Raw genomic sequence first — 24,716 nt, 5'->3', positions numbered from 1 at the left:
GTGTCAGGCCGCCGATGGCATCCCGCAACACTTGCCTGCCCGGGCTGGAGAACCGTGCGGAAAGTTCGCCCGGAAGCTGGCGGTTCCCTGTATCGTTCCACCTAAATTTGTGCATTTCTGTGCCGTAATTGGGCGGTAACAGCGATGTCGAGGGGCGCGCGCATTTTTTCGCGGTCGGGTCGCGCACACAATAAGACAGAACGATGAACAACACACTGAGCACACAGTTCGAGCAGTACAGCGCTTGGCGCGCTTCGGTACTGCAGTCGGTGGGGGAATTCCAGGATTGGCTGCAAGCCCAGGAGCTGTACGACGCGCAGGCTGACATGCGCGCGCAGCGCATCCGCGGCGTCCTGCGCAGCGACAAGCTCAAGGTCGCCTTCATTGCCGAGTTCTCGCGCGGCAAGAGTGAGCTGATCAACGCCATCTTCTTCGCGGACTTTGGCCGCCGCATCCTGCCGTCGTCGGCTGGCCGGACTACGATGTGTCCGACCGAACTGATGTACGACGAAAGCTATCCGCCGTCGATCCGTCTGCTGCCGATCGAGACGCGCCTGCATGATGCATCGACGGCAGATTTTCGCGATGCGGGCAGCCACTGGCTGTCGGTGCCGCTCGATCCGTCGTCGCCCGAAGGCATGCTCGAAGCGTTCCGCCACGTGGTGGAAACCGTGCGCGTGCCCAAGGAGGAGGCCGAGCAGTTGGGCCTCTACAACGACGCCGATCCCGACGCCGCGTTCTCGGTGGATGCCGCGGGCACGGTCGAAGTGTCGAAGTGGCGTCACGCGATCATCAATTTCCCGCACCCGATGCTCAAGCAGGGCTTGGTGATCCTGGATACGCCGGGCCTGAACGCCATCGGTACCGAGCCGGAGCTGACGCTGCGCCTGATTCCGGATGCGCACGTCGTCGTGTTCGTGCTGGCAGCGGATGCCGGCGTCACCAAGAGCGACCTGGAACTCTGGCGCTCGCATGTGGGTGGCGGCCAGCGCAAGGGTTGCATCGCGGTGCTCAATAAGGTCGATGGCCTGTGGGATCCGCTCAAGTCCGAAGAGGAAGTCGAGAACGAAGTCAGCCGCCAGATCATGACGACGGCGCAGGTGCTCGATATCGATGTCGAGCGCGTGTATCCGGTGTCCGCGCAGAAGGGGCTGGTGGCCAAAGTCAGCCATGACCATGAGTTGCTGGCCAAGAGCCGGTTGCCGGAGCTGGAGTCGGTGCTGTCGGATCAGTTGATCCCGCAGCGTCGCGAGATCGTCACCGAGCAAGTGCAACTGGCGGTGAAGGACATGGCCACCGGTGCGCAGCAGCTGCTGCAGATGCGCCGCCGCGACATCGTCGAGCAGTTGTTCGAACTGCGCGGCCTGCGCGGCAAGAACCACACGATGGTCAAGCATATGCTGATGCGTGTGCAGGGCGAGAAGGAAGAGTTCGAACAGAGCATCGCCAAATTCCAGGCGCTGCGCACGGTGTTCGGCCGCCACAGCGCGGAGATCATCAAGAGCGTGCAGCTCAAGCAGATCCGCACGACCATGCGCGAAGCGCGCGAGAAGATGAAGGAGCGCGTGTTCTCGCGCGGCCTGCGCGACGACATGGACAAGCTGTTCGGCCACCTGACCGGCCTGGTGCGGGACGCCGCCAACCGCATCGACCAACTGCATCAGATGGTGGATGGCATGTACAAGAAGTTCAACGCCGAGCACGGCTTCACGCTGTCGCCGCCGCTGCGCTTCCTGGGTACGCGCTACGACGCAGATCTGAAAGAAACGCTGATGCTGGCGCACAACCACTTTGGCGCGTTCAGCTTCCTGACCCGTCCGAAGCCGCAGCTCGTGCACGGCGCGTTCTCGACGGTGGCCAGCCGCGTGTTGGATACCTTCCAGGACATGAACCGCGATATCGAGATCTGGCTGAAGTCGGTCATGACACCGCTCGAAGCACAGGTGCGCGATCACCAGAAGCAACTGCGCAAGCGTGTCGATTCGATTGAGCGCATTCACGAGGCCACCGATACGCTCGAAGCGCGCATCACCGAACTCGAGGCGCTGCTCAACACGCTCGACGAGCGCAGCGGCACGATCGCCCAGTACACCGACCGCATTCTCGCGGCCGGAACGATTCTGGAGCGGCAGTCGTTCGCAGCCTGACGCATATCGTTGTTCACGGAAAAGGCGCCTACGGGCGCTTTTTTCGTTCTGGTAGGATCGCCGCCAGCGAGCACCTTCTGCTCGCTGCTTCTTCTCCACACGCATGACCGCCACCCCTCGCCGTCCGCGCCGCGCCGCGCAACCTGCTGCCGTTTTGCCTCCGCTTGCCGATGATTTCGCCGTGCGCGTCATCGCCTGGCAGCAGCGTCATGGCCGTCACCATCTGCCATGGCAGAACACTGGCGATGCGTATCGCACGTGGCTCTCCGAGATCATGCTGCAGCAGACGCAGGTGAGCGCGGTGCTGGGCTACTACGCGCGCTTTATCGAGCGCTTCCCGACCGTGCAGGCCCTGGCCGCTGCGCCGGCGGATGACGTGATGGCTGCGTGGGCCGGCCTCGGCTATTACACGCGCGCGCGCAACCTGCATCGCTGCGCGCAGATCGTGGTGGCGGAGCACGGCGGCATCTTCCCGAACGATCCCGACGTGTTGGCGACGCTGCCCGGCATCGGGCGTTCAACCGCCGCGGCCATTGCCGCGTTTTCGTACGGCGTGCGCGCAGCCATTCTCGATGGCAACGTCAAGCGCGTGTTTGCGCGTGCGTTCGGCATCGAGGGCTTTCCAGGCGACAAACGCGTCGAAGACACCATGTGGCGCATCGCCGAAGCCGTGCTGCCGCCGGCCGAAAGCATTCAACCGTACACGCAGGGTTTGATGGATCTGGGGGCCACCGTCTGCACGCGCGGCAAGCCGGCATGCCTGAGTGGTGAACGCGCCTGTCCGCTCGAATCGGTCTGCGAAGCGCGCAGTACCGATCGCGTGATGGAGCTGCCCGTGCCGCGCCCGCGCAAGGCGATACCCGAACGCGCCGCGACGCTGGTCATCGCGCTGCACGCCGACGCGGTGCTGCTGCAGCGTCGTCCGCAACGCGGCATCTGGGGTGGGTTGTGGTCTTTGCCGCTGGTGGGCGAGATGGACAACGCGCTCGACGCGCATCCCCTGGATGTCGACATCGTGCGTGGTGCCGCGCAGGCATATGGCGCGGTCTCAACCGTGGAGATGGCAGGCGCGCTCACGCACACCTTCACCCACTTCCGCCTGCATATGCACCTGCTGCGCGCGGAGATCTCCACGCCCGCCGCGCTCGAAGACGACTGGCGCTGGATACCGCTTGCGCAACTCAATTCAGTGGGGCTGCCAGCGCCGGTGAAGTTGGCGCTGGAGACGCTGGTGCAGCCAAGCTTGATCTAGCCGGCTTGGCCCGGGTTTGCCCAACACGGCATCACAGAATGTGGTGCTGCTTCATGTAGCGATGGACGATTTCGATGCGCATGCCGGCATCCATCAGTTCCATCAACTTCTGCTTGGCCTTGAGCGGCACCGGTAGCAGTTCGCACAGCCGATTCGCGACCCAGCTCGGGCTGGTCCACTCATAGGGTTCCACCATCGGGACGTTGCCGTCTTCGCGTGAGCCGAGCGTGGCGATGATGCGCCGCAGGGCGCCCACGCAATCGTCGAAGAGCTCACCCTTGCAGTCTTCCACGTCGGCGCCGATGGGCTCCACCGTGCCGCGCATAAGGCCGTCTGGCGTGGTCTCGAACGACAGCACCTTGAAGCGCTGCGTGCCGCGCACCTTGATCATGAGCAGGCCGAGCTGCTCCATATCGCATTCGATGATGTGGGCGATGCAACCCACGTCAACCGGCACGGTCGGGCCGTCTGTGGTGGCGACTTCGTTGCCGCGCTCGATCAGGCAGACGCCGAACGGCGTCTTGTCGCGCAGGCACGTGCGCACCATGTCCATGTAGCGGGCTTCGAAGATGCGTAGCGGAAGAAGGCCGCCGGGAAACAGTACCGTGTGCAGCGGAAACAGCGGCAACTCGGTGGGCAGCGGCGGCAGCGGCGAGAACGGTGAGAGAGCGATGTCTTCTTGCATAGACGGGCTTTCAGCAGGCGGCGGCAAGACCTTCGCGTGGCGCCGCGCAAGAAGCCGCATCCAAATCAAGCTGCCCGGCGCGCGGGGTGTGTCTGGCGCGCGGTTCAGCCGTCGACGGCCAATTCGCGGTGGCGGACCAACACATTACCATGCGCCCGGAAGTACGTGGCAAGCCGTTCCGCGATGTACACGGAGCGATGCTGGCCACCTGTGCAGCCGATCGCGACGGTCAAGTAGCTGCGGTTGTCGGCGATGAAACTCGGCAGCCACTTTTCCACGTAGGCGCGGATGTCCTCGGCCATCGCAAGCACCATCGGCTGGCTTTGCAGAAAGTCGATGACGGGCTGGTCGCGGCCGGTGAGTGGTCGCAGCTGCGTGTCGTAGTACGGGTTGGGCAGCGAACGCACGTCGAAGACGAGATCGGCGTCGGTCGGCACGCCATGCTTGAAGCCAAACGATTCAAACATCAACGTGATGTCGTGCGGCTCGTCGCTGATGAATTCTTTGATGTACGCGCGCAGGGCGTTCGTGCGCAGCGTGCTGGTGTCGATGCGATGCGCCGGATCGGCCAGCGGGCTGAGCAACTCGCGCTCCATCTCGATCGCTTCGATGAGCGATGTGTCGAGCCCCTTGGTGGCGGCCTGCACGTTGGCGGCGGCATCTGGGCGCCCGTTACGGATCGACAGCGGATGCCGGCGGCGCGTCTCGGAATAGCGCTGCACCAGCGCGTTCGTATTCGCAGTCAGGAACAGCATGCGCACGTCGTGTTCCTTGCGCAGCACGGTGACCGTCTCGGGCACCTTGCGCAGCGATTCACGGCTGCGGATGTCAGTGGCCACGCCGAGGTGCGTATAACCCTGGTCCGCCAGATAGCGCGCCAGTTCGGGGATGAACTGCGCAGGGAGGTTGTCGACGCAGTAGTAACCTGCGTCTTCGAGCACGTTCAGGGCGACCGATTTCCCTGAACCCGACATACCGGTGATGAGAATGATCCGCATGCCGCGAGGATAGCATCCCTGTGTTGCAAAGCAGCGACCAGCAAAAAAGGCGACCGATCCGGCCGCCTTTTTCTAAGCGAGGCTAAGGGACGCTCAGCCCTTCGAGAGGCACTCTTTCTGGGCGTTCTTGTACGCGTCACCCTTCTTGCCCTTGTTGGCCTTGGAGCAGGCTGCCATCTTTTCCTGCTGCGTCATCGGCTTAGCGGCGGCAGCCGGCTTGTCCGACAGGCAGCCTTTCATGAAAGCCTTACGCTCGTCGCCCTTCTTGCCTGCGGCGTCCATGTTGCATTGCTTCATCTTGTCTTGCTGCGAGTTCTTGGCTGCCGGGGCGGCAGCAGGCGCGGCCGGCGCAGCCGCCGGGGCGCTGCCTTGGGCGAAAGCCTGGCCGGCCAGGAACGGGAGCGCCAGGGCGCAAGCGGCAATCAGTTGTTTCATCGTCGTATTCTCCTTGGTACCGTCAGAAAAGCGGGCGGAGACAAGCCGCCGCGCTCGCGATGAACGCCGCCGCGTGTGTGCTCGGCGCATTCCCTCCCACAACGGTGCGGCTGCACGTCGGGTTGACGTTTCGCAACGAAAACTAGGGTAAAACCGGCCCAAGGGCGAAACTTTGTAGCGGCTTTGTTAAAGCAGACGGCCTTGGGGCGAGTGCGAAGCGGCTTCGGCCTGCATGGCGGCACGCTGGCGGTCCATGAAGTCGCGCAACGTATCGATGCCGCGCAGGCGCAGGATGGTGTTGCGCACGGCAGCTTCGACCAGCACGGCCAAGTTGCGGCCGGCGGCCACCTGGATCTTCACCATGTGGATCGGCAAACCGAGTACATCGAGGTACTGCGAATCGAGCGGCAGGCGCTCAAACTCGCCATCGTTGCGACGCACGAGCTGGACGATCAGCTTGATCTTCATCTTCCGGCGCACCGCCGTCTCACCGAAGATGGTCTTGATGTCGAGCAGGCCCAGGCCGCGCACTTCCAGCAGATTCTGCAGCAGCGGCGGGCAGCGGCCTTCGATGAAGTCCGGCCCCAGGCGCACGAAGTCGACGGCATCGTCGGCAACCAGGCCGTGACCACGCGAGATCAACTCCAGGCCAAGTTCGCTTTTGCCCAAGCCTGAATCGCCCATGATCAGCACGCCCATGCCCAGGATGTCGAGAAACACCCCGTGCATCGTCACGCGCGGTGCCGAGATGCGCGACAGATACAAGCGCAGATGGTCAATGACCGCAGCCGACGAAATCGGTGACGTGAACAGCGGTGTGGACGAGCGCGTGCAGCGCAGTTCCAGATCGGGCGGCGGATCAACGCCATCGGCCACCACCAGGAAGGGTGGCTCCAGCAGGATCAACTCGCCCATCTGGCGCTTGCGGTTTTCTTCCGACAGGCGCTGGTAGTAGGTGATCTCGGGTTTGCCGAGCACCTGGATGCGATTCGGGTGGATGAGGTTCAAGTGCCCGACCAGATCAGCGGCTGAGGTCGCTTCCTTGGCGAAATCCACGTCGAACGCACGGTCCGCGCCTTCCAGGCCGGCGACCCACGACAGCTTCAGATCGGCTGCGTTGTCGTCAAAGATCGATTGGGCGATGACGCCGGTCAGTTCCATAGCAGGGCACAGTGGTGCCGACGGGGCATAGCGCGTTCGCAATCGGTTGCGCGTGCCACCGATTGCGCGGCGATCAGGGCCGCCAGTCGGTCAGTAGCTGGTGAATCGCCTCGGGCGACGGCAGGGTGGCGAGGCCTTCGCGCATGTCACGGTCGGACAGCAACTGGGCGATTTCAGACAGGATTTCCAGATGCTGCTGGGTGGCCTGTTCGGGCACCAGCAGGAAGATCAGCAGCGAGACAGGTTTGCCGTCGGGTGACTCAAAGGGCACCGGTTCGGACAGGCGCATGAACGCAGCCAGCGGTTGCTTGAGTCCCTTGATGCGGCCGTGCGGGATGGCCACACCGGCGCCCAGGCCCGTGGAGCCAAGCGACTCGCGCGCGAACAGGTTGTCGGTGACGACTGCGCGCGTCACGCCGTGGTTATTCTCGAACAGCAGGCCAGCCTGTTCAAATACCCGCTTTTTGCTGGTTACGCTGACGTCGAGGGCAATGTTCCCGGGCGGCAGCAGTTTGGCCAAGCGATTCATGTGCAATGCGTGAAATGAGCGGCGTCCTTCTGCACCAAGATGGCGCGCGGACAATGAGGTCATTATAGACCACGTGCCGCGCGGCTTTGTGCGGCGCACCAGCGGTACACCGCGTAGGGCAGAGAAGCGAATCCCCCAGGGCTGCGATCAGCCGGTGCCGGCAATGTGCGCGCGGCATCGACCCTGTTTTTGCCAACGTCGCGCCAAAAGCCGCGCCACGTCAGCATTCGTACTTTCGTCAGATTTTAGCCCGACTTAAATCGGTTGCAATCGGATTCGTCACGAATGCACCACGGCATAAAAAAACCGCGCCAACTCGGGGCGCGGTTTTTTCGGTACGGTCCTGCTATTGCTGCATCTGCACGGCCTGGAAGGCTTGGTGCTTCATGCTGTCACGGTCGTGCCCCTGCACGCGGTCCTTGTACTTGATCACTTGCCTGTCCAGCTTATCGACGAGTAGGTCGATGGCCGCATAAAGATCTTCATGGTGTGATTCGACGAAGACGTCCTTACCTTTGAGGTGCAAGTTGATTTCCGCGTACTGACGCCGATCCTTCTCCTTGTGGTTATCGACCGATAGCAACACGCTGACGCCAATCACCTGATCGAAGTGCCTGATCACACGCTCCAGTTTCGTTTCCACGTACTCACGCAAAGCGGGCGTGATGTCCAGGTGGTGTCCACTGAGTTTGAAGTTCATAGCGGTTCTCCTTCTCAAGATGAGCCGCACCGGAACTGCCCGCGATGCGGCTATAAAGACTTGCGCAAATTCACTGCAGGGATCTTGAGGGCTTCGCGGTATTTGGCCACCGTCCGACGGGCCACCACGAATCCTTGTTCGCCTAACAGCTCGGCAATTCTGCTATCGGACAGAGGATTCTTCGGGTCTTCGGCTCCTACAAGTTGCTTGATGAGCGCGCGTATCGCTGTCGATGACGCAGCCCCGCCGGTTTCCGTCGATACATGGCTGCCGAAGAAGTACTTCAACTCGAACGTCCCCATCGGGGTCGCCATGTATTTGTTGGTCGTCACACGGGAGATCGTGGACTCGTGTAGACCCAGTGTATCGGCTATTTCCCGCAAAACCAAGGGGCGCATGGCGATTTCGCCGTGCGTGAAGAAGCTCTTTTGACGCTCGACAATCGCTTGCGAGACACGCAGGATCGTATCGAAGCGCTGCTGAATGTTCTTGATCAGCCAGCGCGCTTCCTGCAGCTTCTGCTGCAGATTGGCCGCGCCCGATTCGCCGCGGCTGCTGCGCAGAATCTGTGCGTACATGTCGTTGATGCGCAGGCGCGGCATGACGTCGGGGTTCAACTGCGCCGTCCATCCTGCGCTTGTCTTGCGCACGATCACATCCGGCACCACGAAATCGGCCTCGGCGCGGCCGAATGCGTGACCCGGGAATGGTGTCAATGAACGAATCAGCTCATGCGCTGCTTTCAGTGCGGGCTCGTCGACGGCCAGCGACTTCTTCAGGCGCGTGTAGTCGCGCGCGGCGAGCAGTTCGAGATGCTGATTGACGATGATGAGCGCCAGCGCTTTCGCAGGCGATTCGAGCCGGTGCAATTGCAGTGACAGGCACTCGGCGGCTGAGCGCGCGCCGATGCCGGGCGGATCAAAGCTCTGCAACATGCACAGCGCGGCTTGCAGTTCATCGAGTTCGACTTCGAGTTCGGCGGGCAGATCCGCGAGGATTTCGTCGAGCGTGCCTGAGAGATAGCCTTCGTCGTCGAGCGATTCGATCAGGAAGATGAGGAGGCCCTTGTCGCGCATCGACAGCTTGAGCGGCGCGAGTTGTTCCATGAGGAATTCGCGCAGGCTTTGCTCCGCTTCGCGCAACTGCAGCGGGGCGCGATCGTCTTCGTCGGATTGCGGCTTACGGGCGAAGTCGTCAAGGCTCCAGTCGGAGCGGTCGGAGCCGTAATCGTTGTCGAAATCCGCACCGCTGTCGTGGCCGTTTTCGTAGCCGTTGTCGGGGGTGTCGCTGCTGTCGGCACCGCCGTTGGGTGCGGGGGGAGGTGATTCGGTGGGCAGGGGCGTGGCGCTGTTGCTTTGCAGCGCGTTCACGGAGCCGTCCGCGCCAATGCGGGCGGAGGTCTCGAGCCACTCGTTCTCCCGCTCCAGCAGCGGGTTCTCGGTCAGGGCCTGCTCAACTTCTTGCTGCAGCTCGATGGTCGACAACTGCAGCAGTCGGATCGATTGCTGCAACTGCGGCGTGAGCGCGAGATGCTGAGAGAGACGGAGCTGGAGCGACTGTTTCATGCGGGCTATTCTATGCCCAACACCCGGTCGATGGAACGGATTTTGCTTTAAGGTGCGGGTTTGCCACGTCCTTAAGGCGTAAGCGTGCAGCGTGGCTTACATCCGGAAGTTATCGCCCAGATACACCTTGCGTACATCCTCGTTTTCGATGATCTGTTCGGGCATGCCTGCAGCCAGCACGGTGCCTTCGCTGATGATGTAGGCGTGATCGCAGATGCCCAGCGTTTCGCGCACGTTGTGATCGGTGATCAGCACGCCGATGTTACGGTCTTTCAGGAAGCTGACGATGCGTTGAATCTCGCCCACTGCGATCGGATCGACGCCGGCAAACGGTTCATCGAGCAGGATGAAGCGCGGCGATGAGGCCAGCGCGCGGGCAATCTCCACGCGGCGACGTTCACCACCCGAGAGCGACAGCGCGGGGTTGTCGCGCAGATGGGCAATCTGCAAGTCGTCGAGCAGGCCGTCGAGGCGGCGATTGACTTCGTCTTGCGAAAGCTTCTTGCCGTCCTGCTCCTGCAGTTCGAGCACCGCGCGGATGTTTTCCTGCACGTTGAGCTTGCGGAACACCGACGCTTCCTGCGGCAAATACGACAGGCCCATGCGGGCACGCTGGTGGATGGGCAGGCGGCTGATGTGCTCGCCGTCGAGCACGATGTCGCCGGCGTCCAGAGCCACCAGGCCGACGATCATGTAGAACGAGGTCGTCTTACCCGCGCCGTTGGGGCCGAGCAGGCCGACCACCTCGCCACTTTTCACGTCGAGCGACACGTCCTTGACCACCGTGCGCGTGCCGTAGCGCTTCTTCAGATGGCGGACGACCAGCGTGCTGGAAGTCGTGGCCTGCGGCGCTGCGGTTTTGGGGGCGAGGGTGGTGGCGGACATAAGCGAAACAGGAAAGACAGGCGGTACGGATCAGGGCTTGGCAGCCGGGGTAGATGCCGGCGCAGCAGGCGTGCTCGTGCGCGGTGCGAGAACGGCGCGCACGCGGCCCGACGGGTTGGCGGCGGTGGCGTTCTCAGCACCCCCCGAGGCCGTGTAGAACTCCTTCTGGCCGTCGTACGTAATGACCGCACCGCGGATCTCGTCGAGCTGCGTCGCGCCTTGCAGGCGTTCCATGCGTGCGCGGGTGATCAGCTTGGAAATCTCTTGCTTGCCGTCGTATTCGATGCGCTCGCCCCAACCCTGGATGTATTCGTCGACGTTGTCGCGCTTCTGGCGGATGAAGGCGAGATTGCCAGGCTTGGACGTGGCGACGGCGTAGTTGTAGCCCTCGGGGTCGGTCCGCAGATCGGCCTGGTCGGAGCGAAGCACCATGGTGCCCTTGGTCAGCACCACGTTGCCGGTCAAGTGATAGACCTGCTTCAGATCGTCGTAGCTGGCGTTGTCGGCTTCGAGCACGAGCGGCTTGTCGCGGTCGGCGCGCTCGGCGTGCGCGGGCAGGGCCGGGAGCAGCAGCGCAGCGACGATGGCGAGGCCGGCAGCACGGAGGGAGTCAGTCATGGGGATCACGTCGGAGAAGGGCGCGCTCGGTGGGCGTTGTCAGGTGTCGGGGGCAGAGTTTACTGCTTCGGCGCCCCCAGCCCTTCGATTCGGCCGCGCACATTGCCCAGCAATTGTACTTGGCGCGTCACGTTGTTGAAGGTGAGGCCGTTGGCGTTCATGATTGACGGCCCGCGGTGCAGCTCGACCGGCTTGTCGGTGCGTACGATGTCGTCGTTGAGCAGCACCTGGAAGTAGGTCGAATCGGCCGTCATCAGCGGGTCCTGGCGGGCATCGGGCCCCTGCGCGCGGATGACCTTGGCGTTGTTGTAGAGATCGATGATGGTGCCGTCGCCGTTCATCTTCCCAAGGTCTGCGCGGGCGGTGACCTGCGGTCGGTCGGGCGCATATACGCGCAGTGCCGGATACGTGACGTCGTAGGTCAGGTCGTCCTCATAGTGGTTCATGTGGACGCCGGTGAAGCGGTATTTGGTGGTGCCGGTCTCGTCCAGCGCGGTGGCCGAGATGCCGTCCATGGTGTAGTCGGCGGTGTGGCGCTTGGGCTGCGTGGCGGCTTCGTCGGTTTGTGGCGTGTTGACCTGCACGAGCAGGAACGTGACGCCGCAGACGACCGCCATCAGCAGGATCGGCAGCCCGCGCAGCATGATCTGCAGCACGGTGGAGACGAGGCGTTGTGAGCGTTCGCTGGCCATGGAGTCAGAAGGATTGCGGGACCTGCAGCAGTTGCGCGAGCAGGGCGTTGTAGGCGCCTTGGGCCTTGAGGATCAAGTCAGCCACTTCGCGCACGGCGCCGCGTCCGCCCGTGGCCTGGGCGACATAGTGGGCGCGGCTGCGCAGTTCGGCATGTGCCTGGGCGGGGCAGGCGGTAAAGCCCACCATCGTCATCACCGGCAGGTCGGGCCAGTCGTCGCCCATGTAGCCGGCGTCGGTGGCCTGAAGTTGCGTGGCGGACAGCAGGTGGGCAAAGGCCTCGCGCTTATCGGCTACGCCTTGGTACAGATGTTCGATGCCGAGTTCCCCTGCGCGCCAGGCCACGATTTCGGATTGCCGCCCGGTGATGATGGCCGGCGTGACGCCCGCCTGTGCCAGCAGCTTGATGCCGTGGCCGTCGAGCGTGTCGAAAGCCTTGCTGATCTCGCCCTCGGGGCCCACCAGTAGGCGCCCGTCGGTCAGCACGCCATCCACATCGAACACCATCAGGCGCACGCGCGCGGCGCGTTCCAATGCCTGCGGAAAGCGTGCGTCGATGTTGCTGTGGACAGGGTCGGCCGGCGTGATCATCAGCGTCGTGGGCGGGTCAGATGACCTTGGCCCGCGTCAGGTCGTGGATATGCAGCGCGCCCACCAGCAGGCCGGCGGCATCAACCACCAGCAACTGGTTGATGCGGTGCGTTTCCATGACTTCGACGGCTTCAACGGCGAGCTGGTCGGGGCCAACCGCGCGCGGGTTGCGGTGCATGACCTCGTGGATGGGCACGGTGCGCCAGTCGCGCGGGGTTTCGAGCAGGCGGCGCAGGTCGCCGTCGGTGAACACGCCCACGGCGCGGCCTTCGGCATCGACCACGGCGGTCATCGCCATGCCCTTGCGGGTGATCTCCATCAGCGCTTGCGACAGCGGCGTGTCTTCGTTCACGCGCGGGATGGCGTCGCCGGCGCGCATAACGTCACGCACGTGCGTCAGCAGCTTGCGGCCGAGCGATCCGCCCGGATGCGAGCGCGCGAAATCTTCGGCACCGAAGCCGCGTGCATCGAGCACGGCCACGGCCAGCGCATCGCCCAGCGCGATCTGCGCTGTGGTGCTGGCGGTGGGCGCCAGGTTCAGCGGGCAGGCTTCGACATCGACGTGCGAGTTGAGCACCACGTCGGCATGCTTGCCGAGCGAGGACTCCGGGTTGCCCGTCACGGCGATCAGCTTGGCGCCCAGTCGCTTGACCAGCGGCAGGATGGCGTTCAGCTCCGACACTTCGCCGGAATTGGAAAAGCCGATGAAGACGTCGTCGCGGGTGACCATGCCGAGATCGCCATGGCTGGCTTCGGCCGGGTGCACGAAGAAGGCCGGCGTGCCGGTCGAGGCCAGCGTGGCGGCAATCTTGCGCGCGACATGGCCCGACTTGCCCATGCCGGACACGACGACGCGGCCGGTGCAGCCGAGCACCATTTCGACCGCATGCGCAAAGTCGGCGGACACCTGGGATTTGAGGCCGAGTACGGCTTGCGCTTCGATGTCGAAGGTCTGCTGCGCCAGCGCAAGTGCTCGATCCGGATTGAAATTCGCTATCATGGCGGCGAAGTATAACAACGATTGACACAGTCCTCGGCCATGCTGGTGGCGCGTTGGGGCTTGGCTTGCGGGGAGTCGCGGAGCGTGCGGGCGCTCCGTTTTGCTGCCCCGCGGCATTCAACTTTCAAATCACTTTTCTTCCCGTCGCCACGCCGTCATTTTTCGATCTGCGGCGTCTCGCGTATCGCGTTCTTCGTTTATACCCTGGCATCGGTCTTGCAGCGCTTGGGTGCGCGTTTGCGCACGCACCGTCTTGATGCGCGGGCGCTGTCCCTCCTGTCCAACCCTTTCGATTGGTTTTTCGCGTCGCATGCATTCGCCGCTGGAACTCACCCTCGTGTTGTTGGCCGCTGCCGTCATCGGCGTGGTGCTGTTCCGCATGCTGCAATTGCCGCCGATGCTGGCGTACCTGGTGGTGGGTGTGCTGATCGGGCCGAAGGCGACGGGGCTGGAGTCCGATTCTGCCCAGACGCGCTATTTGGCCGAGTTCGGGGTGGTGTTCCTGATGTTCTCGATCGGGCTCGAGTTCAACCTCTCCAAGCTGCGTTCAATGCGGAGGCTGGTGCTGGGGCTGGGCGCGTCACAGGTGATGCTGACCATCCTGCTGACGATTCCGGTGTCGATGCTGCTGTCGCACTGGTATCCGCTGTCGTGGCAGGCGGGACTGGCGCTGGGCGGCGCGTTGGCGATGTCGTCCACGGCTATCGTCTCGAAGATGCTGGCCGAGCGCCTGCAGCTGGAAACCGAACACGGCCGCAACATCATCAGCGTGCTGCTGTTCCAGGATCTGGCGGTGGTGCTCCTGCTGATCGTTGTCCCGTCGCTGGGCAAGAACCCGACCGACCTGGTGCTGACGCTGTCGATTGCGGCTCTCAAGATCGCCGTCGCGCTGGTGCTGATCCTGTTCCTGGGGCAGAAGCTGCTGTCGCGCTGGTTCCACCTGGTGGCGGCGCGGCGCTCGCAAGAGCTGTTCATGCTGAACCTGCTGCTGGTCACACTGGGCATGGCGGCGCTGACCGAGCGGCTGGGCCTGTCGATGGCGCTGGGTGCGTTCCTGGCCGGCATGCTGGTGTCGGAAACGCCGTACAAGCTGCAGGTGGAAGAAGACATCAAGCCGTTCCGCGACGTGCTGCTGGGGCTGTTCTTCGTGACGGTCGGCATGCTGCTGGACCCGCGTGTGGTCTTCGAGCACTGGGCGCTCGTGCTGGGGCTGGTGATGGCGCCGGTGCTGTTCAAGTTCGTGCTGATTGCGCTGCTGGCGCGGGCCTTCGGTTCGGGGGGCGGCGCGGCGATCCGCACGGCGCTGGGCCTGGCGCAGGCCGGTGAGTTCGGCTTCGTGCTGCTCAACCAGATTGACGGCATGAAGCTGATCGACCCGCTGCTCGGCCAGGCGATCCTGGCCGCGATGCTGCTGTCGATGCTGATGGCGCCGTTCCTCATCCAGTACAGCGATGTGATCGCCATGCGGCTGTCACGCACGGACTGGCTGATGCAATCGCTGGCAATGACCAAGATCGCCGCGCAGAGCATCGCCACCGAGCGCCACGTCATCATCTGCGGCTATGGGCGCAGCGGCCAGAACCTGGCGCACATGGTTGAGCAGGAAGGCATCGGCTATGTCGCGCTGGATCTGGACCCCGACCGCGTGCGCGAGGCCGCGGCCGCCGGCGAGCATGTCGTCTATGGCGATGCGGCGCGCCGCGAGTCGCTGGTGGCTGCTGGTATCCACCGCGCAGCGGCGGTCGCCATTACCTATGCCGACACGGCATCCGCATTGAAGGTGCTGCACCACGTGCAGGCGCTGGAGCCGACCCTGCCCGTGATCGTGCGCACCATCGACGATGCCGACCTGGATCGCCTGCAGCAAGCGGGCGCCACCGAGGTCGTTCCGGAGATCATCGAAGGGAGCCTGATGCTGGCCTCGCACGCGCTGGTGCTGCTGGGCGTGCCGTTGCGCCGCGTGGTGCGCCGGGCGCAAGAGATGCGCGACGCACGCTACAGCCTGCTGCGCGGCTACTTCCACGGTCAGGATGACGAGGAGGACATGCTCGAGCGCGACGCCGTGCGCCTGCATTCCGTGCCGTTGGCCAAGGGCTCGCCTGCCATCGGCCACAAGCTCGGCACGATGGGGCTGGAGACGTTCAAGACGTCGGTCACGGCGATCCGGCGCCAGGGCATTCGGGCGCTCGATCCTGATCCGGACACAGTGCTGGAGCTGGGCGATATCGTTGTGCTGCGCGGCACGCCCGAGGGGCTGCAGATGGCAGAGGAGCGGCTCTCGCCGCGCTAATGCCGGCGCTTACTTGACGAGCGCTTCGAGCAGCGGCCCGCGCGAACGGCGTGGCGGCGGGGCATCCGCCATGTTGGCCGGCAGGCCGTCGAGCACCGCCGCGGCATCGAGCGAGCGGATCGACACCCGCGTATCGGCAGGAATGCGCCCGTCCTGCTGCAGCATCAAATAGCGCAGACAGCAGACGCGCAGGAACGACGCGAAGTTTGCCACCTCGCCGCGACGCTCCAGCAACTCGTCATAGAGCTTGCTGATGAGCTGGTTGACGGTCAGGCCGTCGCGTTGGCCGATCTCTTCGAGCACCTCCCAGAACAGGCACTCCAGCCGCACGCTGGTCGCTACGCCGTGCAGGCGTAGCGAACGCGCGAGGCTGTCGTACGAATGAGGATTGGCGCGGATGAAGATTTCGCACATGGCCGGGGCTCCTGGAGTGCCCGGCGTGCGGGCAACCGGATCAGTGTAGAACCCGCGTGCCCAGGACTTCAAGAAACTGCGCCAACCAGGCCGGATGTGCCGGCCAGGCGGGCGCCGTGACGAGCTTGCCGTCGGTGTGGGCCTGGTCGACGGGGATGTCCTTGAAGGTGCCACCCGCCGCCGTGACTTCCGGGCCACATGCCGGGTATGCCGAGCACGCCTTGCCTTCCAGCACACCCGCCGCCGACAGCAGTTGTGCGCCATGGCAGATGGCCGCAATGGGTTTGTCCGCGCGGGCGAAGTGCCGCACGACGTCAAGCACGCGGGCGTTCAGTCGCAGGTATTCGGGCGCACGGCCGCCGGGTACGACAAGTGCGTCATACGTTGCCGGGTCGACGTCGGCAAAGGTGGCGTTGAGGGTGAAACGATGTCCTGGTTTTTCGGAGTACGTCTGTGCGCCTTCGAAATCGTGGACCGCGGTAGCGACGGAATCGCCCGCACGCTTGTCCGGGCAGACGGCGTGCACCGTGTGGCCGACCATCTGCAGCGCCTGGAAGGGGACCATGACTTCGTAGTCCTCCACATAGTCGCCGACCAGCATCAGAATTTTCTTTGCCATCGCCGTGTCTCCTGTATGGTTGCGGTCTGCCCATTGTGGTTCGGTGCCTTTCGGCCGGGGTGGTAGCCCATTACCGCAGACGACGTTTCCTGCATTCCCGTTTTTGCCATGAGCCAGATCCCCCATCACCAGGCGGCGTTGCTGACGCCGTCCTCCCTTCCCGCTTCCACCGAGCTGGGCGATGTGTCGCGCTACCTGCGCGACCGCATCCGCACGGTGCCGGACTGGCCGCAGGCCGGGGTGATGTTTCGCGATATCACGCCGGTGCTGCAGGACCCAAAGAGCCTGCGCGTGCTGGTGGACGTGTTCGTCCACCGCTACATGGGGCAAGGGCTGAATCTGGTGGCGGGCATCGATGCGCGGGGGTTCATCCTCGGCTCGATCGTGGCGTATGAGCTGAACCTGGGCTTTGTGCCGATCCGCAAGAAGGGCAAGCTGCCGTTCACCACGGTGACCGAGGAGTACATGCTCGAATACGGCAGCGCGACGGTGGAAATCCACGCCGATGCCTGCAAGCCCGGCGACCGCGTCCTGTTGATCGACGACCTGATCGCAACCGGCGGCACCATGATGGGCGGCAAGCGCCTGCTCGAACGGCTGGGCGCAACGGTGGTGGAGGGCGCGGCCATTGTCGACCTGCCTGAACTGGGTGGCTCGCAACTGCTGATCGAAGGCGGGCTGCCGCTTTTCACGGTCTGCCGCTTTGATGGGCACTGAGCGGCCACCGGCTGCCTTCGCGTGATGCGCTGGTCGCATACGCTCATGTGACAAAAACATGTCGTTTTGCTGCCGCGCGCAGTAGCATGATCCTTTCCATTTCCGCCGGGCCTCGGAGTCGTCAATGCCGCACGTATTGCTGTTCCTGCTGACCTCGATCGCCATCACGGTGATGCCAGGGCCGGACAACCTGCAAGTGATTGCGCGCGGCGCCAGTCAGGGCCGTCAGGCGGGGCTCTCGGCGGCGGCAGGGTTTGCCTCGGGGTGCCTGTTTCACACGACGCTGGCGGCGCTCGGGCTGGCCGCAGTGCTGCAATCGTCGCCTGTGGCGTTCCAAGCAATCCGGTGGCTGGGCGCGGCGTATCTGATCTGGTTGGGCATCCAGGCGCTGCGCAGCAAGGGCGGCGTCGGTCCGAATCATGCTGGACCGCAGGCGGCGCCGGACCTGTGGCAGGTGTATCGCCAGAGTGTCTTTGCCAATCTGCTCAACCCGAAGGTGACGTTGTTCTTCGTGGTGTTCCTGCCGCAGTTTGTGGATGCGCAGGCCGGCCACGCAGCGTTGCAGATGTTGCTGCTCGGCGGCGTGTTCATGGCGCAGACCATCGTGGTGTTCAGCATCTACGGCTGGTGCGCGGCCGCACTGGGCGGCTGGATGCGCCGTACACCGCGCGCCGCGCTGTGGCTTGACCGGGTGAGCGGCTGTATTTTCATCGGGCTGGGCCTGCGGGTGGCCCTGACCAAATAAGCAAGACTGCACGGCATCAATGATCACCCTGCTCAAGCTGCTTTCCGGCGTCGCCCTGTTGGTATGGGGCACGCAGACTGTCAAAGTCGGCATGTTGCGCCTGTACGGCGCGGACTTGCGCCGCCTGTTGTCGCGTAGCGTGTCGAACCGGTTCTCTGCGCTGCTGGCCGGCATTGGCGTGACGTGCCTGGTGCAGAGCAGTAACGCGACGGCCACGATCGTCGGGGCGTTTGTCGCACAAGGGCTGATGGGCGTGTCGTCGGCACTGGCGATTCTTCTGGGCGCCAATGTGGGCACGGCCATCATGGCGCAGGTATTTGCGCTGGACTTGTCGTGGCTGTCGCCGCTGCTGATCTTCTTTGGCGTGATCCTGCATCTGTCGCGCAAGGGCAGTGCGGTGGGACACTTCGGGCGGGTGCTGATCGGCCTGGGGCTGATCATGATGGCGCTGGAGCTGATCTCTGTCGCGTCGAGCCCGATGGTTGAAGCCAACGCATTGCGCGTGCTGCTCAGCTCCATCTCGTCAGACACCGGCCTGAACATGCTGATTGGCGCGGTGCTCACGCTGCTGTGCTATTCGAGCCTCGCTGTGGTGCTGTTCTGCGCGACGCTGGCGACGTCGGCCGCGGTGTCGGTCAAGGTGGCGTTTGCGATTGTGCTGGGCGCAAATATCGGCAGTGCCATGGCCGCGTTGGCGACCACGCCATCGTCGAGTCAGGCCGCACGCCGCGCGACGCTGGGCAACTTGCTCTCGCGCATGCTTGGCGCCGCGCTGGCACTACCGTTCCTGGGCAAGCTGGCAGAGTGGGCGCCGCACGCGGGCGTGGCGCCGCAGCACGTGGTCGTGGCGTTCCATGTGGTGTTCAACGTGGCGCTGGCGGTGCTGCTGATCGGCTTTACCGAAGCGATGGCGCGGCTGTGCGCTCGCATCCTGCCGGGCGGCGCGCATATCGACGACCTCGTTGCGCCGCGCTATCTCGATCCTTCCGCGCTTGCCACGCCAACGTTGGCGCTGGGCAATGCGGCGCGCGAGGTGCTGCGCATCGGCGATCGCGTTGAACACATGCTCGATAACACCTTGCGCGTGCTCAAGACCAACGACGTGCGCCTGCTGCAAACCACGCGTGCCATCGACGACGAGGTGGATGCGCTCTACACCGCCATCAAGCTCTATCTCACGCAACTGAGCCACGAAGCGCTGGATGCGCGCGAGGGCAAGCGTTGGGCCGACATCATCTCGCTCACCATCAACCTGGAGCACGCAGGCGATATTCTCGACCGCCTGCTGCAAGACGTGCGCGAGAAGAAGATCGCGCACAAGCTGGCCTTTTCCGAGGCCGGCATGGAAGAGCTGGAAGACATGCACGCGCGCCTCGTCACGAACCTGAAGCTGGCGCTGTCGGTGTTCCTGACGGGGGACCTGCGCAGCGCGCAGAAGCTGATGCTGGAAAAGGCGCACTTCCGCGATCTGGAGAAACGCTACGCGCGCAGCCACCTCACACGGGTGTCCGCGCAGACGGCCGAGAGTATCGAGACCAGTTCGTTGCACTTGGACATCATCAGCGATTTCAAGCGGCTGAATTCGTTGTTCTGCGCGGCCGCGTATCCCGTGCTGGATGAAGCGGGGGCATTGAATCGCAGCCGCATGAAAGATGCAGATGAGTTGGGGGCCGAGACGGCGCCGGCCGGCCACTGATGCCCCCGCATCGGCTCAAGAAAAAAGCGCAGCCGAAGCTGCGCTTTTTTGTTGCCGGTTGACCGCGCTTACTTCCGCTTGAGCAGCGGCGCCAGGTACTTGCCGGTAAAGCTCGCCTTGCTCTTGGCTACATCCTCGGGGGTGCCCTTGGCGATGATCTGTCCGCCGCCCGCACCTCCTTCGGGCCCGAGATCGAGCAGCCAGTCCGCCGTTTTGATCACGTCGAGGTTGTGCTCGATGATGACGATCGTATTGCCGTGGTCGCGCAGCTTGTAGATGACCTTGAGCAGCAGCTCGATATCGTGGAAGTGCAGGCCGGTGGTCGGCTCATCCAGGATGTACAGCGTGCGGCCCGTGTCGCGCTTGGACAGCTCCAGCGACAGCTTCACGCGCTGCGCTTCACCGCCCGATAGCGTCGTCGCCGATTGCCCTAGGCGGATGTAGCCCAGGCCCACATCCAGCAGCGTCTGCAGCTTACGGCGTACCACCGGCACCGGCGCGAAGAACTCGTGCGCCTGCTCCACCGTCATCTCCAGCACTTCGGTGATGTTCTTGCCCTTGTAGAGCACTTCGAGCGTCTCGCGGTTGTAGCGCTTGCCGTGGCACACGTCGCACGGTACGTACACGTCGGGCAGGAAGTGCATCTCGACCTTGAGCACGCCGTCGCCCTGGCACGCCTCGCAGCGGCCACCCTTGACGTTGAACGAGAAGCGCCCCGGGTCATACCCGCGCTCCTTGGCCGAGGGCACGCCCGCAAACAGTTCGCGGATCGGCGTGAACAGGCCCGTGTAGGTAGCGGGGTTCGAACGCGGCGTGCGGCCGATGGGGGACTGGTCGACGTTGATGACCTTGTCGAAATGCTCCAGCCCGTCGATGCGGTCGTGCGCGGCGGGCTCCGGCGTCGAGCCATACAGATGGCGCGCCACCGCGTGGTACAGCGTGTCGTTGATCAGCGTCGACTTGCCCGAACCCGACACGCCCGTGATGCACGTCAGCAGCCCGACCGGAATGTCTGCCGACACGTTTCTCAGGTTGTTGCCGCTGGCGTTGATGATGCGCAGCCAGCGCGCTTCATCGGGCGCCGTGCGCTGCTTGGGCACCTCGATGCGGCGCTTGCCCGACAAGTAATCGCCTGTGAGCGACGCCGGCGATTGCTCGACTTGCTTGGGCGTGCCCTCGGCGATGATCTGACCGCCATGCACGCCGGCCCCGGGGCCGATGTCGACCACGTAGTCCGACGCGCGGATCATGTCTTCATCGTGCTCCACCACCAGCACCGAGTTGCCGAGATCGCGCAGGTGCTTGAGCGTGCCGATCAGCCGATCGTTGTCGCGCTGGTGCAGGCCGATGGACGGCTCGTCCAACACGTACATCACGCCGGTCAGCCCCGAGCCGATCTGCGACGCCAGCCGAATGCGCTGCGCCTCGCCGCCCGAGAGCGTGTCGGCGCTGCGCTCCAGCGACAGGTAGTCCAGCCCGACGTTATTCAGGAAGTTCAGCCGTGCGGTGATTTCTTTGACGATCTTGTCGGCAATCTCGCGCTTGGCGCCGTGCATATTGAGCGTCAGGAAATACGTGAGCGCATCGCGCAGCGGCCAGCCATTGATCTCGTAGATGCCGCGTGCCTGATCGTTTTCGCCAATCTTGACGAAGCGGGCCTCGCGGCGCAGGCGGGTGCCGTGGCACTCCGGGCACTGCTGGTTGTTCTGGTACTTGGCCAGCTCCTCGCGCACGGCGATGGAGTCGGTCTCCTTGTAGCGCCGCTCCAGATTGGGGATGATCCCCTCGAACGCGTGCTCGCGCACCGTGGTCTTGCCGCGCTCGTTGATATACGTGAACGGAATCTGCTGCTTGCCGGAGCCGTGCAGCACGATCTGCTGTGTCTCAGGCGGCAGGTCTTCAAATGCGACATCGATGTCGACGTCGTAGAACGCCGCCAGGCTCTGCAGCATCTGGAAGTAGAACTGATTGCGGCGGTCCCACCCCTTGATGGCGCCTGACGCCAGCGACAGATTGGGAAAAGCCACCACACGCTTCGGATCGAAGAACGTGATCTGGCCCAGGCCGTCGCAGTGCGGGCAGGCACCCATCGGGTTGTTGAACGAGAACAGCCGCGGCTCCAGCTCTTGCAGCGAATACGAGCAGATCGGGCAGGCGAACTTGGAGCTGAAGCCGTGCTCGCGGCCGGTGTCCATTTCCAGCGCGATGGCGCGGCCGTCGGCCAAGCGTAGCGCGGTCTCAAACGATTCGGCCAGGCGCTGCTTGAGTTCCGGGTTGACCTTCACGCGGTCGACCACGACCTCGATCGAGTGCTTGTCGTTCTTCTTGAGCTTGGGCAGGTTGTCGACTTCGTAGACTTTTGCCTCAGCCTCGTGCGCGGTACCGCCGCCCGAGCGGATGCGAAAGCGGACGAAGCCCTGCGCCTGCATCGCTTCAAACAGGTCGACGTGCTCGCCCTTGCGGTTGGCCACCACGGGCGCCAGGATCATCAGCTTGGTGTCGGCCGGCAACGCCAGCACCGCATCCACCATTTGCGACACGCTTTGCGCCTCGAGCGGCTGGCCGTGATCGGGGCAGTAGGGCGTACCGGCGCGCGCATACAGCAGACGCAGGTAGTCGTGAATCTCGGTCACGGTGCCGACCGTCGAGCGCGGGTTGTGGCTCGTGGCCTTCTGCTCGATGGAAATGGCCGGCGACAGACCTTCGATCAGGTCCACATCGGGTTTTTCCATCAGTTGCAGAAATTGCCGGGCATACGCCGACAGCGATTCCACATAGCGCCGTTGCCCCTCCGCATAGAGCGTGTCGAACGCGAGCGACGACTTGCCCGACCCCGAAAGCCCGGTGATCACGATCAGCTGGTTGCGCGGCAGATCGAGGTTGATGTTCTTCAGGTTGTGGGTGCGGGCCCCACGAATCTTGATTTCGTCCATGTGCGGCTGAGTGCTGCTGAATGCGGCGTCGGAGTGCAGACCGCCTGCGGCAATCGGCGGGAGGGGTGGAAAAGGGTAAGCCTGCTAATATACCGAACTTCGGTTTTGCTGGTATCTGCGCCCAGATGGGAGCAATCTGCGAAACCGTTCAAGTGTCCTTGTCGCCGCTTTTCTTCCTGGTTTTTCGCGGCAGTTTCCGCACCATGTCCTCGGCTTCCCCATCCATGACTTCCGCTTCCGGCCGCATGAACGGCCTTGAGCTGCGCGCGGCCGCCTCGCTGGCCGGCATCTTCGCGCTGCGCATGTTGGGTTTGTTCATGATCATGCCGGTCTTCGCGGTGTTCGCGAAAACGCTGCCCGACGGCAACAACACCCAACTCGTCGCCTTCGCCATCGGCGTGTATGGCCTTACGCAGGCGGTGCTCTATATCCCCTACGGCTGGCTATCGGATCGCTTCGGACGCAAGCCGGTCATCGTGACAGGGCTGGTGATCTTTGCGGTAGGCAGCCTGGTGGCGGCGTTTTCGCATAGCGTGGCGGGCATCGCCGTGGGGCGCGCCATCCAGGGCGCGGGGGCAATCTCGTCGGCGGTGATCGCCTTCGTGGCCGACCTCACGCGCGAGGAGCAGCGCACCAAGGCCATGGCCATGATCGGCGGCAGCATCGGCCTGTCGTTTGCCGTGGCCATCGTGAGTGCGCCGGTCATCTTCCGTTGGGTCGGCATGCCCGGCATGTTCACGGCGATTGGCGTGCTGGCCATCATCGCCATCGGCGTGGTGCTGTGGGTCGTGCCCAACCCGCCGCGTCCGCCCGAGCATGTGAAAGCGCCGTTCCGCGAAGTCCTGCACAACCCCGAACTGCTGCGGCTGAACTTTGGCGTGTTCGCCCTGCATGCCACGCAGACGGCGTTGTTCGTCGTGCTGCCGCACATGCTGGAAGCCGCCGGCCTGCCGGTCGATTCGCACTGGAAGATTTACCTGCCGGTGATGGGCGTGTCGTTCGTGCTGATGGTGCCGGCCATCATTGCCGCCGAGAAGCGCGGCAAGATGAAGGCGGTGCTGCTGTCCGCCGTGGCACTGGTCATGGTGGCGCAACTGGCGCTGGGCGAGGTGAATCCGACGCTGACCGCGCTGGCGATTGCGCTGCTGGTCTACTTCCTCGGTTTCAACGTGCTGGAGGCGTCGCAGCCGTCACTGGTGTCAAAGTACGCGCCGGGCGTGCGCAAGGGCGCGGCCATGGGCGTGTACAACACGACGCAGGCCCTGGGCCTGTTTGCGGGCGGTGCGGGCGGCGGCTGGATTCTGCTGCACGCAGGGCAGCATGCGGTATTTCTGAGCTGCGCCGCGCTGGCTTTTGCCTGGCTTATAATTGCGAGCCCCATGCAGATGCCGGCGCTGCGCCGACACTAACCCGGGCCCCACGGCGGCATCACTTCAATTACCTTCGGAAACTCATCATGGCGTCCGTCAACAAAGTCATCATCGTCGGCAATCTCGGCGCCGATCCTGAAACGCGTTACATGCCCAGCGGCGACGCTGTCACCAACATTCGCGTGGCAACCACCGACCGCTACAAAGACAAAGCCAGCGGCGAAATGAAAGAGGCCACTGAGTGGCACCGCATCGCCTTCTTCGGCCGCCTGGCTGAAATCGCCGGCGAATACCTGAAGAAGGGCTCGCAGGTCTACGTCGAAGGCCGCCTCAAGACCCGTCAATGGGAAAAGGACGGCCAGAAGCAATACAGCACCGAAATCGTCGCGGAACAAATGCAGATGCTCGGCGGCCGCGGTGGTGAGGGCGGCGGCGGCGGTGGCAGCAGCGGTGGTGGCTACTCGCGCGGCGGCGAAGGCGGCGGCGGTGGTGGTGGTTACGGCGGTGGCCGTAGCCAAGGTCAAGGCCAAGGCGGCGGTTACTCGCGCGGTGGCGAAGGTGGCGGTGGCCAGGGTGGCGGTGCGCGCCGCCAGCCGGCACCGTCGAACGGTTTTGAGGATATGGACGACGATATTCCGTTCTAAGTCCGTCCCGCCATACAACAGAAACCCGGCAG

Annotated in this window: 23 protein-coding genes; 8 read left to right on the top strand and 15 right to left on the bottom strand. The window is 64.0% G+C overall.

Annotated features, from left to right (window positions below; all coding sequences use genetic code 11):
• Nucleotides 1-203: 203 nt before the first annotated feature.
• Together R2N16_RS02060 and mutY are read left to right on the top strand one after the other, a co-directional pair.
• Nucleotides 204-2,147 (top strand): dynamin family protein, encoded by a 1,944-nt coding sequence (locus R2N16_RS02060; RefSeq protein ID WP_316663899.1) that lies wholly within the window; start codon nucleotides 204-206, stop codon nucleotides 2,145-2,147.
• A gap of 103 nt (nucleotides 2,148-2,250) precedes the next feature.
• On the top strand, nucleotides 2,251-3,399 hold the full coding sequence (gene mutY, locus R2N16_RS02055) for an A/G-specific adenine glycosylase (RefSeq protein ID WP_316663898.1): 1,149 nt from the start codon (nucleotides 2,251-2,253) through the stop codon (nucleotides 3,397-3,399).
• Between the two features lie 31 nt (nucleotides 3,400-3,430).
• On the opposite strand, the gene R2N16_RS02050 is transcribed toward mutY, so the two are convergent.
• The 12 genes from R2N16_RS02050 to R2N16_RS01995 form a co-directional block, all read right to left on the bottom strand.
• Nucleotides 3,431-4,084, bottom strand: coding sequence for an LON peptidase substrate-binding domain-containing protein (locus R2N16_RS02050; RefSeq protein WP_316663897.1), 654 nt, complete (start codon nucleotides 4,082-4,084; stop codon nucleotides 3,431-3,433).
• A gap of 104 nt (nucleotides 4,085-4,188) precedes the next feature.
• Nucleotides 4,189-5,082 (bottom strand): RNase adapter RapZ, encoded by an 894-nt coding sequence (gene rapZ, locus R2N16_RS02045; protein WP_316663896.1) that lies wholly within the window; start codon nucleotides 5,080-5,082, stop codon nucleotides 4,189-4,191.
• Nucleotides 5,083-5,175: 93 nt separating this feature from the next.
• Entirely contained in the window at nucleotides 5,176-5,517 is a 342-nt protein-coding gene (locus R2N16_RS02040) for a PsiF family protein (RefSeq protein ID WP_316663895.1), read from the bottom strand.
• 186 nt (nucleotides 5,518-5,703) lie between these two features.
• On the bottom strand, nucleotides 5,704-6,678 hold the full coding sequence (gene hprK / locus R2N16_RS02035; protein WP_004633393.1) for an HPr(Ser) kinase/phosphatase: 975 nt from the start codon (nucleotides 6,676-6,678) through the stop codon (nucleotides 5,704-5,706).
• 73 nt (nucleotides 6,679-6,751) lie between these two features.
• Entirely contained in the window at nucleotides 6,752-7,207 is a 456-nt protein-coding gene (ptsN, locus tag R2N16_RS02030; RefSeq protein WP_012761097.1) for a PTS IIA-like nitrogen regulatory protein PtsN, read from the bottom strand.
• A 346-nt stretch (nucleotides 7,208-7,553) separates the two neighbouring features.
• A complete protein-coding gene (gene hpf / locus R2N16_RS02025) occupies nucleotides 7,554-7,907 on the bottom strand; it encodes a ribosome hibernation-promoting factor, HPF/YfiA family (protein ID WP_004633388.1) in 354 nt (117 codons plus the stop codon).
• A 50-nt stretch (nucleotides 7,908-7,957) separates the two neighbouring features.
• Nucleotides 7,958-9,472: an RNA polymerase factor sigma-54 gene (locus R2N16_RS02020; RefSeq protein ID WP_316663891.1), complete on the bottom strand. Its 1,515-nt coding sequence runs from the start codon at nucleotides 9,470-9,472 to the stop codon at nucleotides 7,958-7,960.
• Between the two features lie 96 nt (nucleotides 9,473-9,568).
• The gene (gene lptB / locus R2N16_RS02015; protein ID WP_199026767.1) at nucleotides 9,569-10,357 is read right to left on the bottom strand and encodes an LPS export ABC transporter ATP-binding protein; all 789 of its coding nucleotides are present in this window, start codon (nucleotides 10,355-10,357) and stop codon (nucleotides 9,569-9,571) included.
• 30 nt (nucleotides 10,358-10,387) lie between these two features.
• Nucleotides 10,388-10,975 carry a lipopolysaccharide transport periplasmic protein LptA gene (gene lptA / locus R2N16_RS02010; protein ID WP_316663888.1) on the bottom strand — a complete coding sequence of 196 codons (588 nt, stop codon included), beginning with the start codon at nucleotides 10,973-10,975 and terminating at the stop codon, nucleotides 10,388-10,390.
• A 59-nt stretch (nucleotides 10,976-11,034) separates the two neighbouring features.
• On the bottom strand, nucleotides 11,035-11,667 hold the full coding sequence (gene lptC / locus R2N16_RS02005) for an LPS export ABC transporter periplasmic protein LptC (protein ID WP_316663887.1): 633 nt from the start codon (nucleotides 11,665-11,667) through the stop codon (nucleotides 11,035-11,037).
• Nucleotides 11,668-11,671: 4 nt separating this feature from the next.
• Complete coding sequence (locus R2N16_RS02000; RefSeq protein WP_316663886.1) at nucleotides 11,672-12,256, bottom strand: KdsC family phosphatase; 585 nt, start codon at nucleotides 12,254-12,256, stop codon at nucleotides 11,672-11,674.
• 16 nt (nucleotides 12,257-12,272) lie between these two features.
• Nucleotides 12,273-13,256 (bottom strand): KpsF/GutQ family sugar-phosphate isomerase, encoded by a 984-nt coding sequence (locus R2N16_RS01995; protein WP_316663885.1) that lies wholly within the window; start codon nucleotides 13,254-13,256, stop codon nucleotides 12,273-12,275.
• Nucleotides 13,257-13,566: 310 nt separating this feature from the next.
• Here R2N16_RS01995 and R2N16_RS01990 point away from each other — a divergent pair, with 310 nt between their 5' ends.
• Nucleotides 13,567-15,546, top strand: a complete 1,980-nt coding sequence (locus tag R2N16_RS01990; protein WP_316663884.1) for a monovalent cation:proton antiporter family protein — start codon at nucleotides 13,567-13,569, stop codon at nucleotides 15,544-15,546.
• A 9-nt stretch (nucleotides 15,547-15,555) separates the two neighbouring features.
• Here R2N16_RS01990 and R2N16_RS01985 read toward each other — a convergent pair whose 3' ends face one another.
• Both R2N16_RS01985 and R2N16_RS01980 read right to left on the bottom strand, forming a co-directional pair.
• On the bottom strand, nucleotides 15,556-15,960 hold the full coding sequence (locus R2N16_RS01985) for a ribbon-helix-helix domain-containing protein (protein ID WP_316663883.1): 405 nt from the start codon (nucleotides 15,958-15,960) through the stop codon (nucleotides 15,556-15,558).
• Nucleotides 15,961-16,000: 40 nt separating this feature from the next.
• Entirely contained in the window at nucleotides 16,001-16,579 is a 579-nt protein-coding gene (locus R2N16_RS01980; protein ID WP_316663882.1) for a DJ-1/PfpI family protein, read from the bottom strand.
• Nucleotides 16,580-16,687: 108 nt separating this feature from the next.
• Here R2N16_RS01980 and R2N16_RS01975 point away from each other — a divergent pair, with 108 nt between their 5' ends.
• From R2N16_RS01975 to R2N16_RS01965, 3 genes are all read left to right on the top strand, one after another.
• On the top strand, nucleotides 16,688-17,296 hold the full coding sequence (locus R2N16_RS01975) for an adenine phosphoribosyltransferase (protein ID WP_316663880.1): 609 nt from the start codon (nucleotides 16,688-16,690) through the stop codon (nucleotides 17,294-17,296).
• Nucleotides 17,297-17,420: 124 nt separating this feature from the next.
• Nucleotides 17,421-18,041 (top strand): LysE family translocator, encoded by a 621-nt coding sequence (locus tag R2N16_RS01970; RefSeq protein WP_316663879.1) that lies wholly within the window; start codon nucleotides 17,421-17,423, stop codon nucleotides 18,039-18,041.
• A gap of 19 nt (nucleotides 18,042-18,060) precedes the next feature.
• Nucleotides 18,061-19,737 carry a Na/Pi cotransporter family protein gene (locus tag R2N16_RS01965; RefSeq protein WP_316663878.1) on the top strand — a complete coding sequence of 559 codons (1,677 nt, stop codon included), beginning with the start codon at nucleotides 18,061-18,063 and terminating at the stop codon, nucleotides 19,735-19,737.
• 68 nt (nucleotides 19,738-19,805) lie between these two features.
• Here R2N16_RS01965 and uvrA read toward each other — a convergent pair whose 3' ends face one another.
• Nucleotides 19,806-22,670: an excinuclease ABC subunit UvrA gene (uvrA, locus tag R2N16_RS01960; protein ID WP_316663876.1), complete on the bottom strand. Its 2,865-nt coding sequence runs from the start codon at nucleotides 22,668-22,670 to the stop codon at nucleotides 19,806-19,808.
• Nucleotides 22,671-22,915: 245 nt separating this feature from the next.
• Here uvrA and R2N16_RS01955 point away from each other — a divergent pair, with 245 nt between their 5' ends.
• Both R2N16_RS01955 and R2N16_RS01950 read left to right on the top strand, forming a co-directional pair.
• Nucleotides 22,916-24,079 carry an MFS transporter gene (locus tag R2N16_RS01955; RefSeq protein WP_316664213.1) on the top strand — a complete coding sequence of 388 codons (1,164 nt, stop codon included), beginning with the start codon at nucleotides 22,916-22,918 and terminating at the stop codon, nucleotides 24,077-24,079.
• Between the two features lie 47 nt (nucleotides 24,080-24,126).
• On the top strand, nucleotides 24,127-24,684 hold the full coding sequence (locus R2N16_RS01950; RefSeq protein WP_316663874.1) for a single-stranded DNA-binding protein: 558 nt from the start codon (nucleotides 24,127-24,129) through the stop codon (nucleotides 24,682-24,684).
• Nucleotides 24,685-24,716 lie beyond the last annotated feature (32 nt).

The organism is Ralstonia psammae, from assembly GCF_958405935.1.
GTDB classification, from domain to species: Bacteria; Pseudomonadota; Gammaproteobacteria; order Burkholderiales; family Burkholderiaceae; genus Ralstonia; species Ralstonia psammae.
Note: the sequence above shows the minus strand (reverse complement) of the source record. Positions and strands in the feature narration are given on the sequence as shown.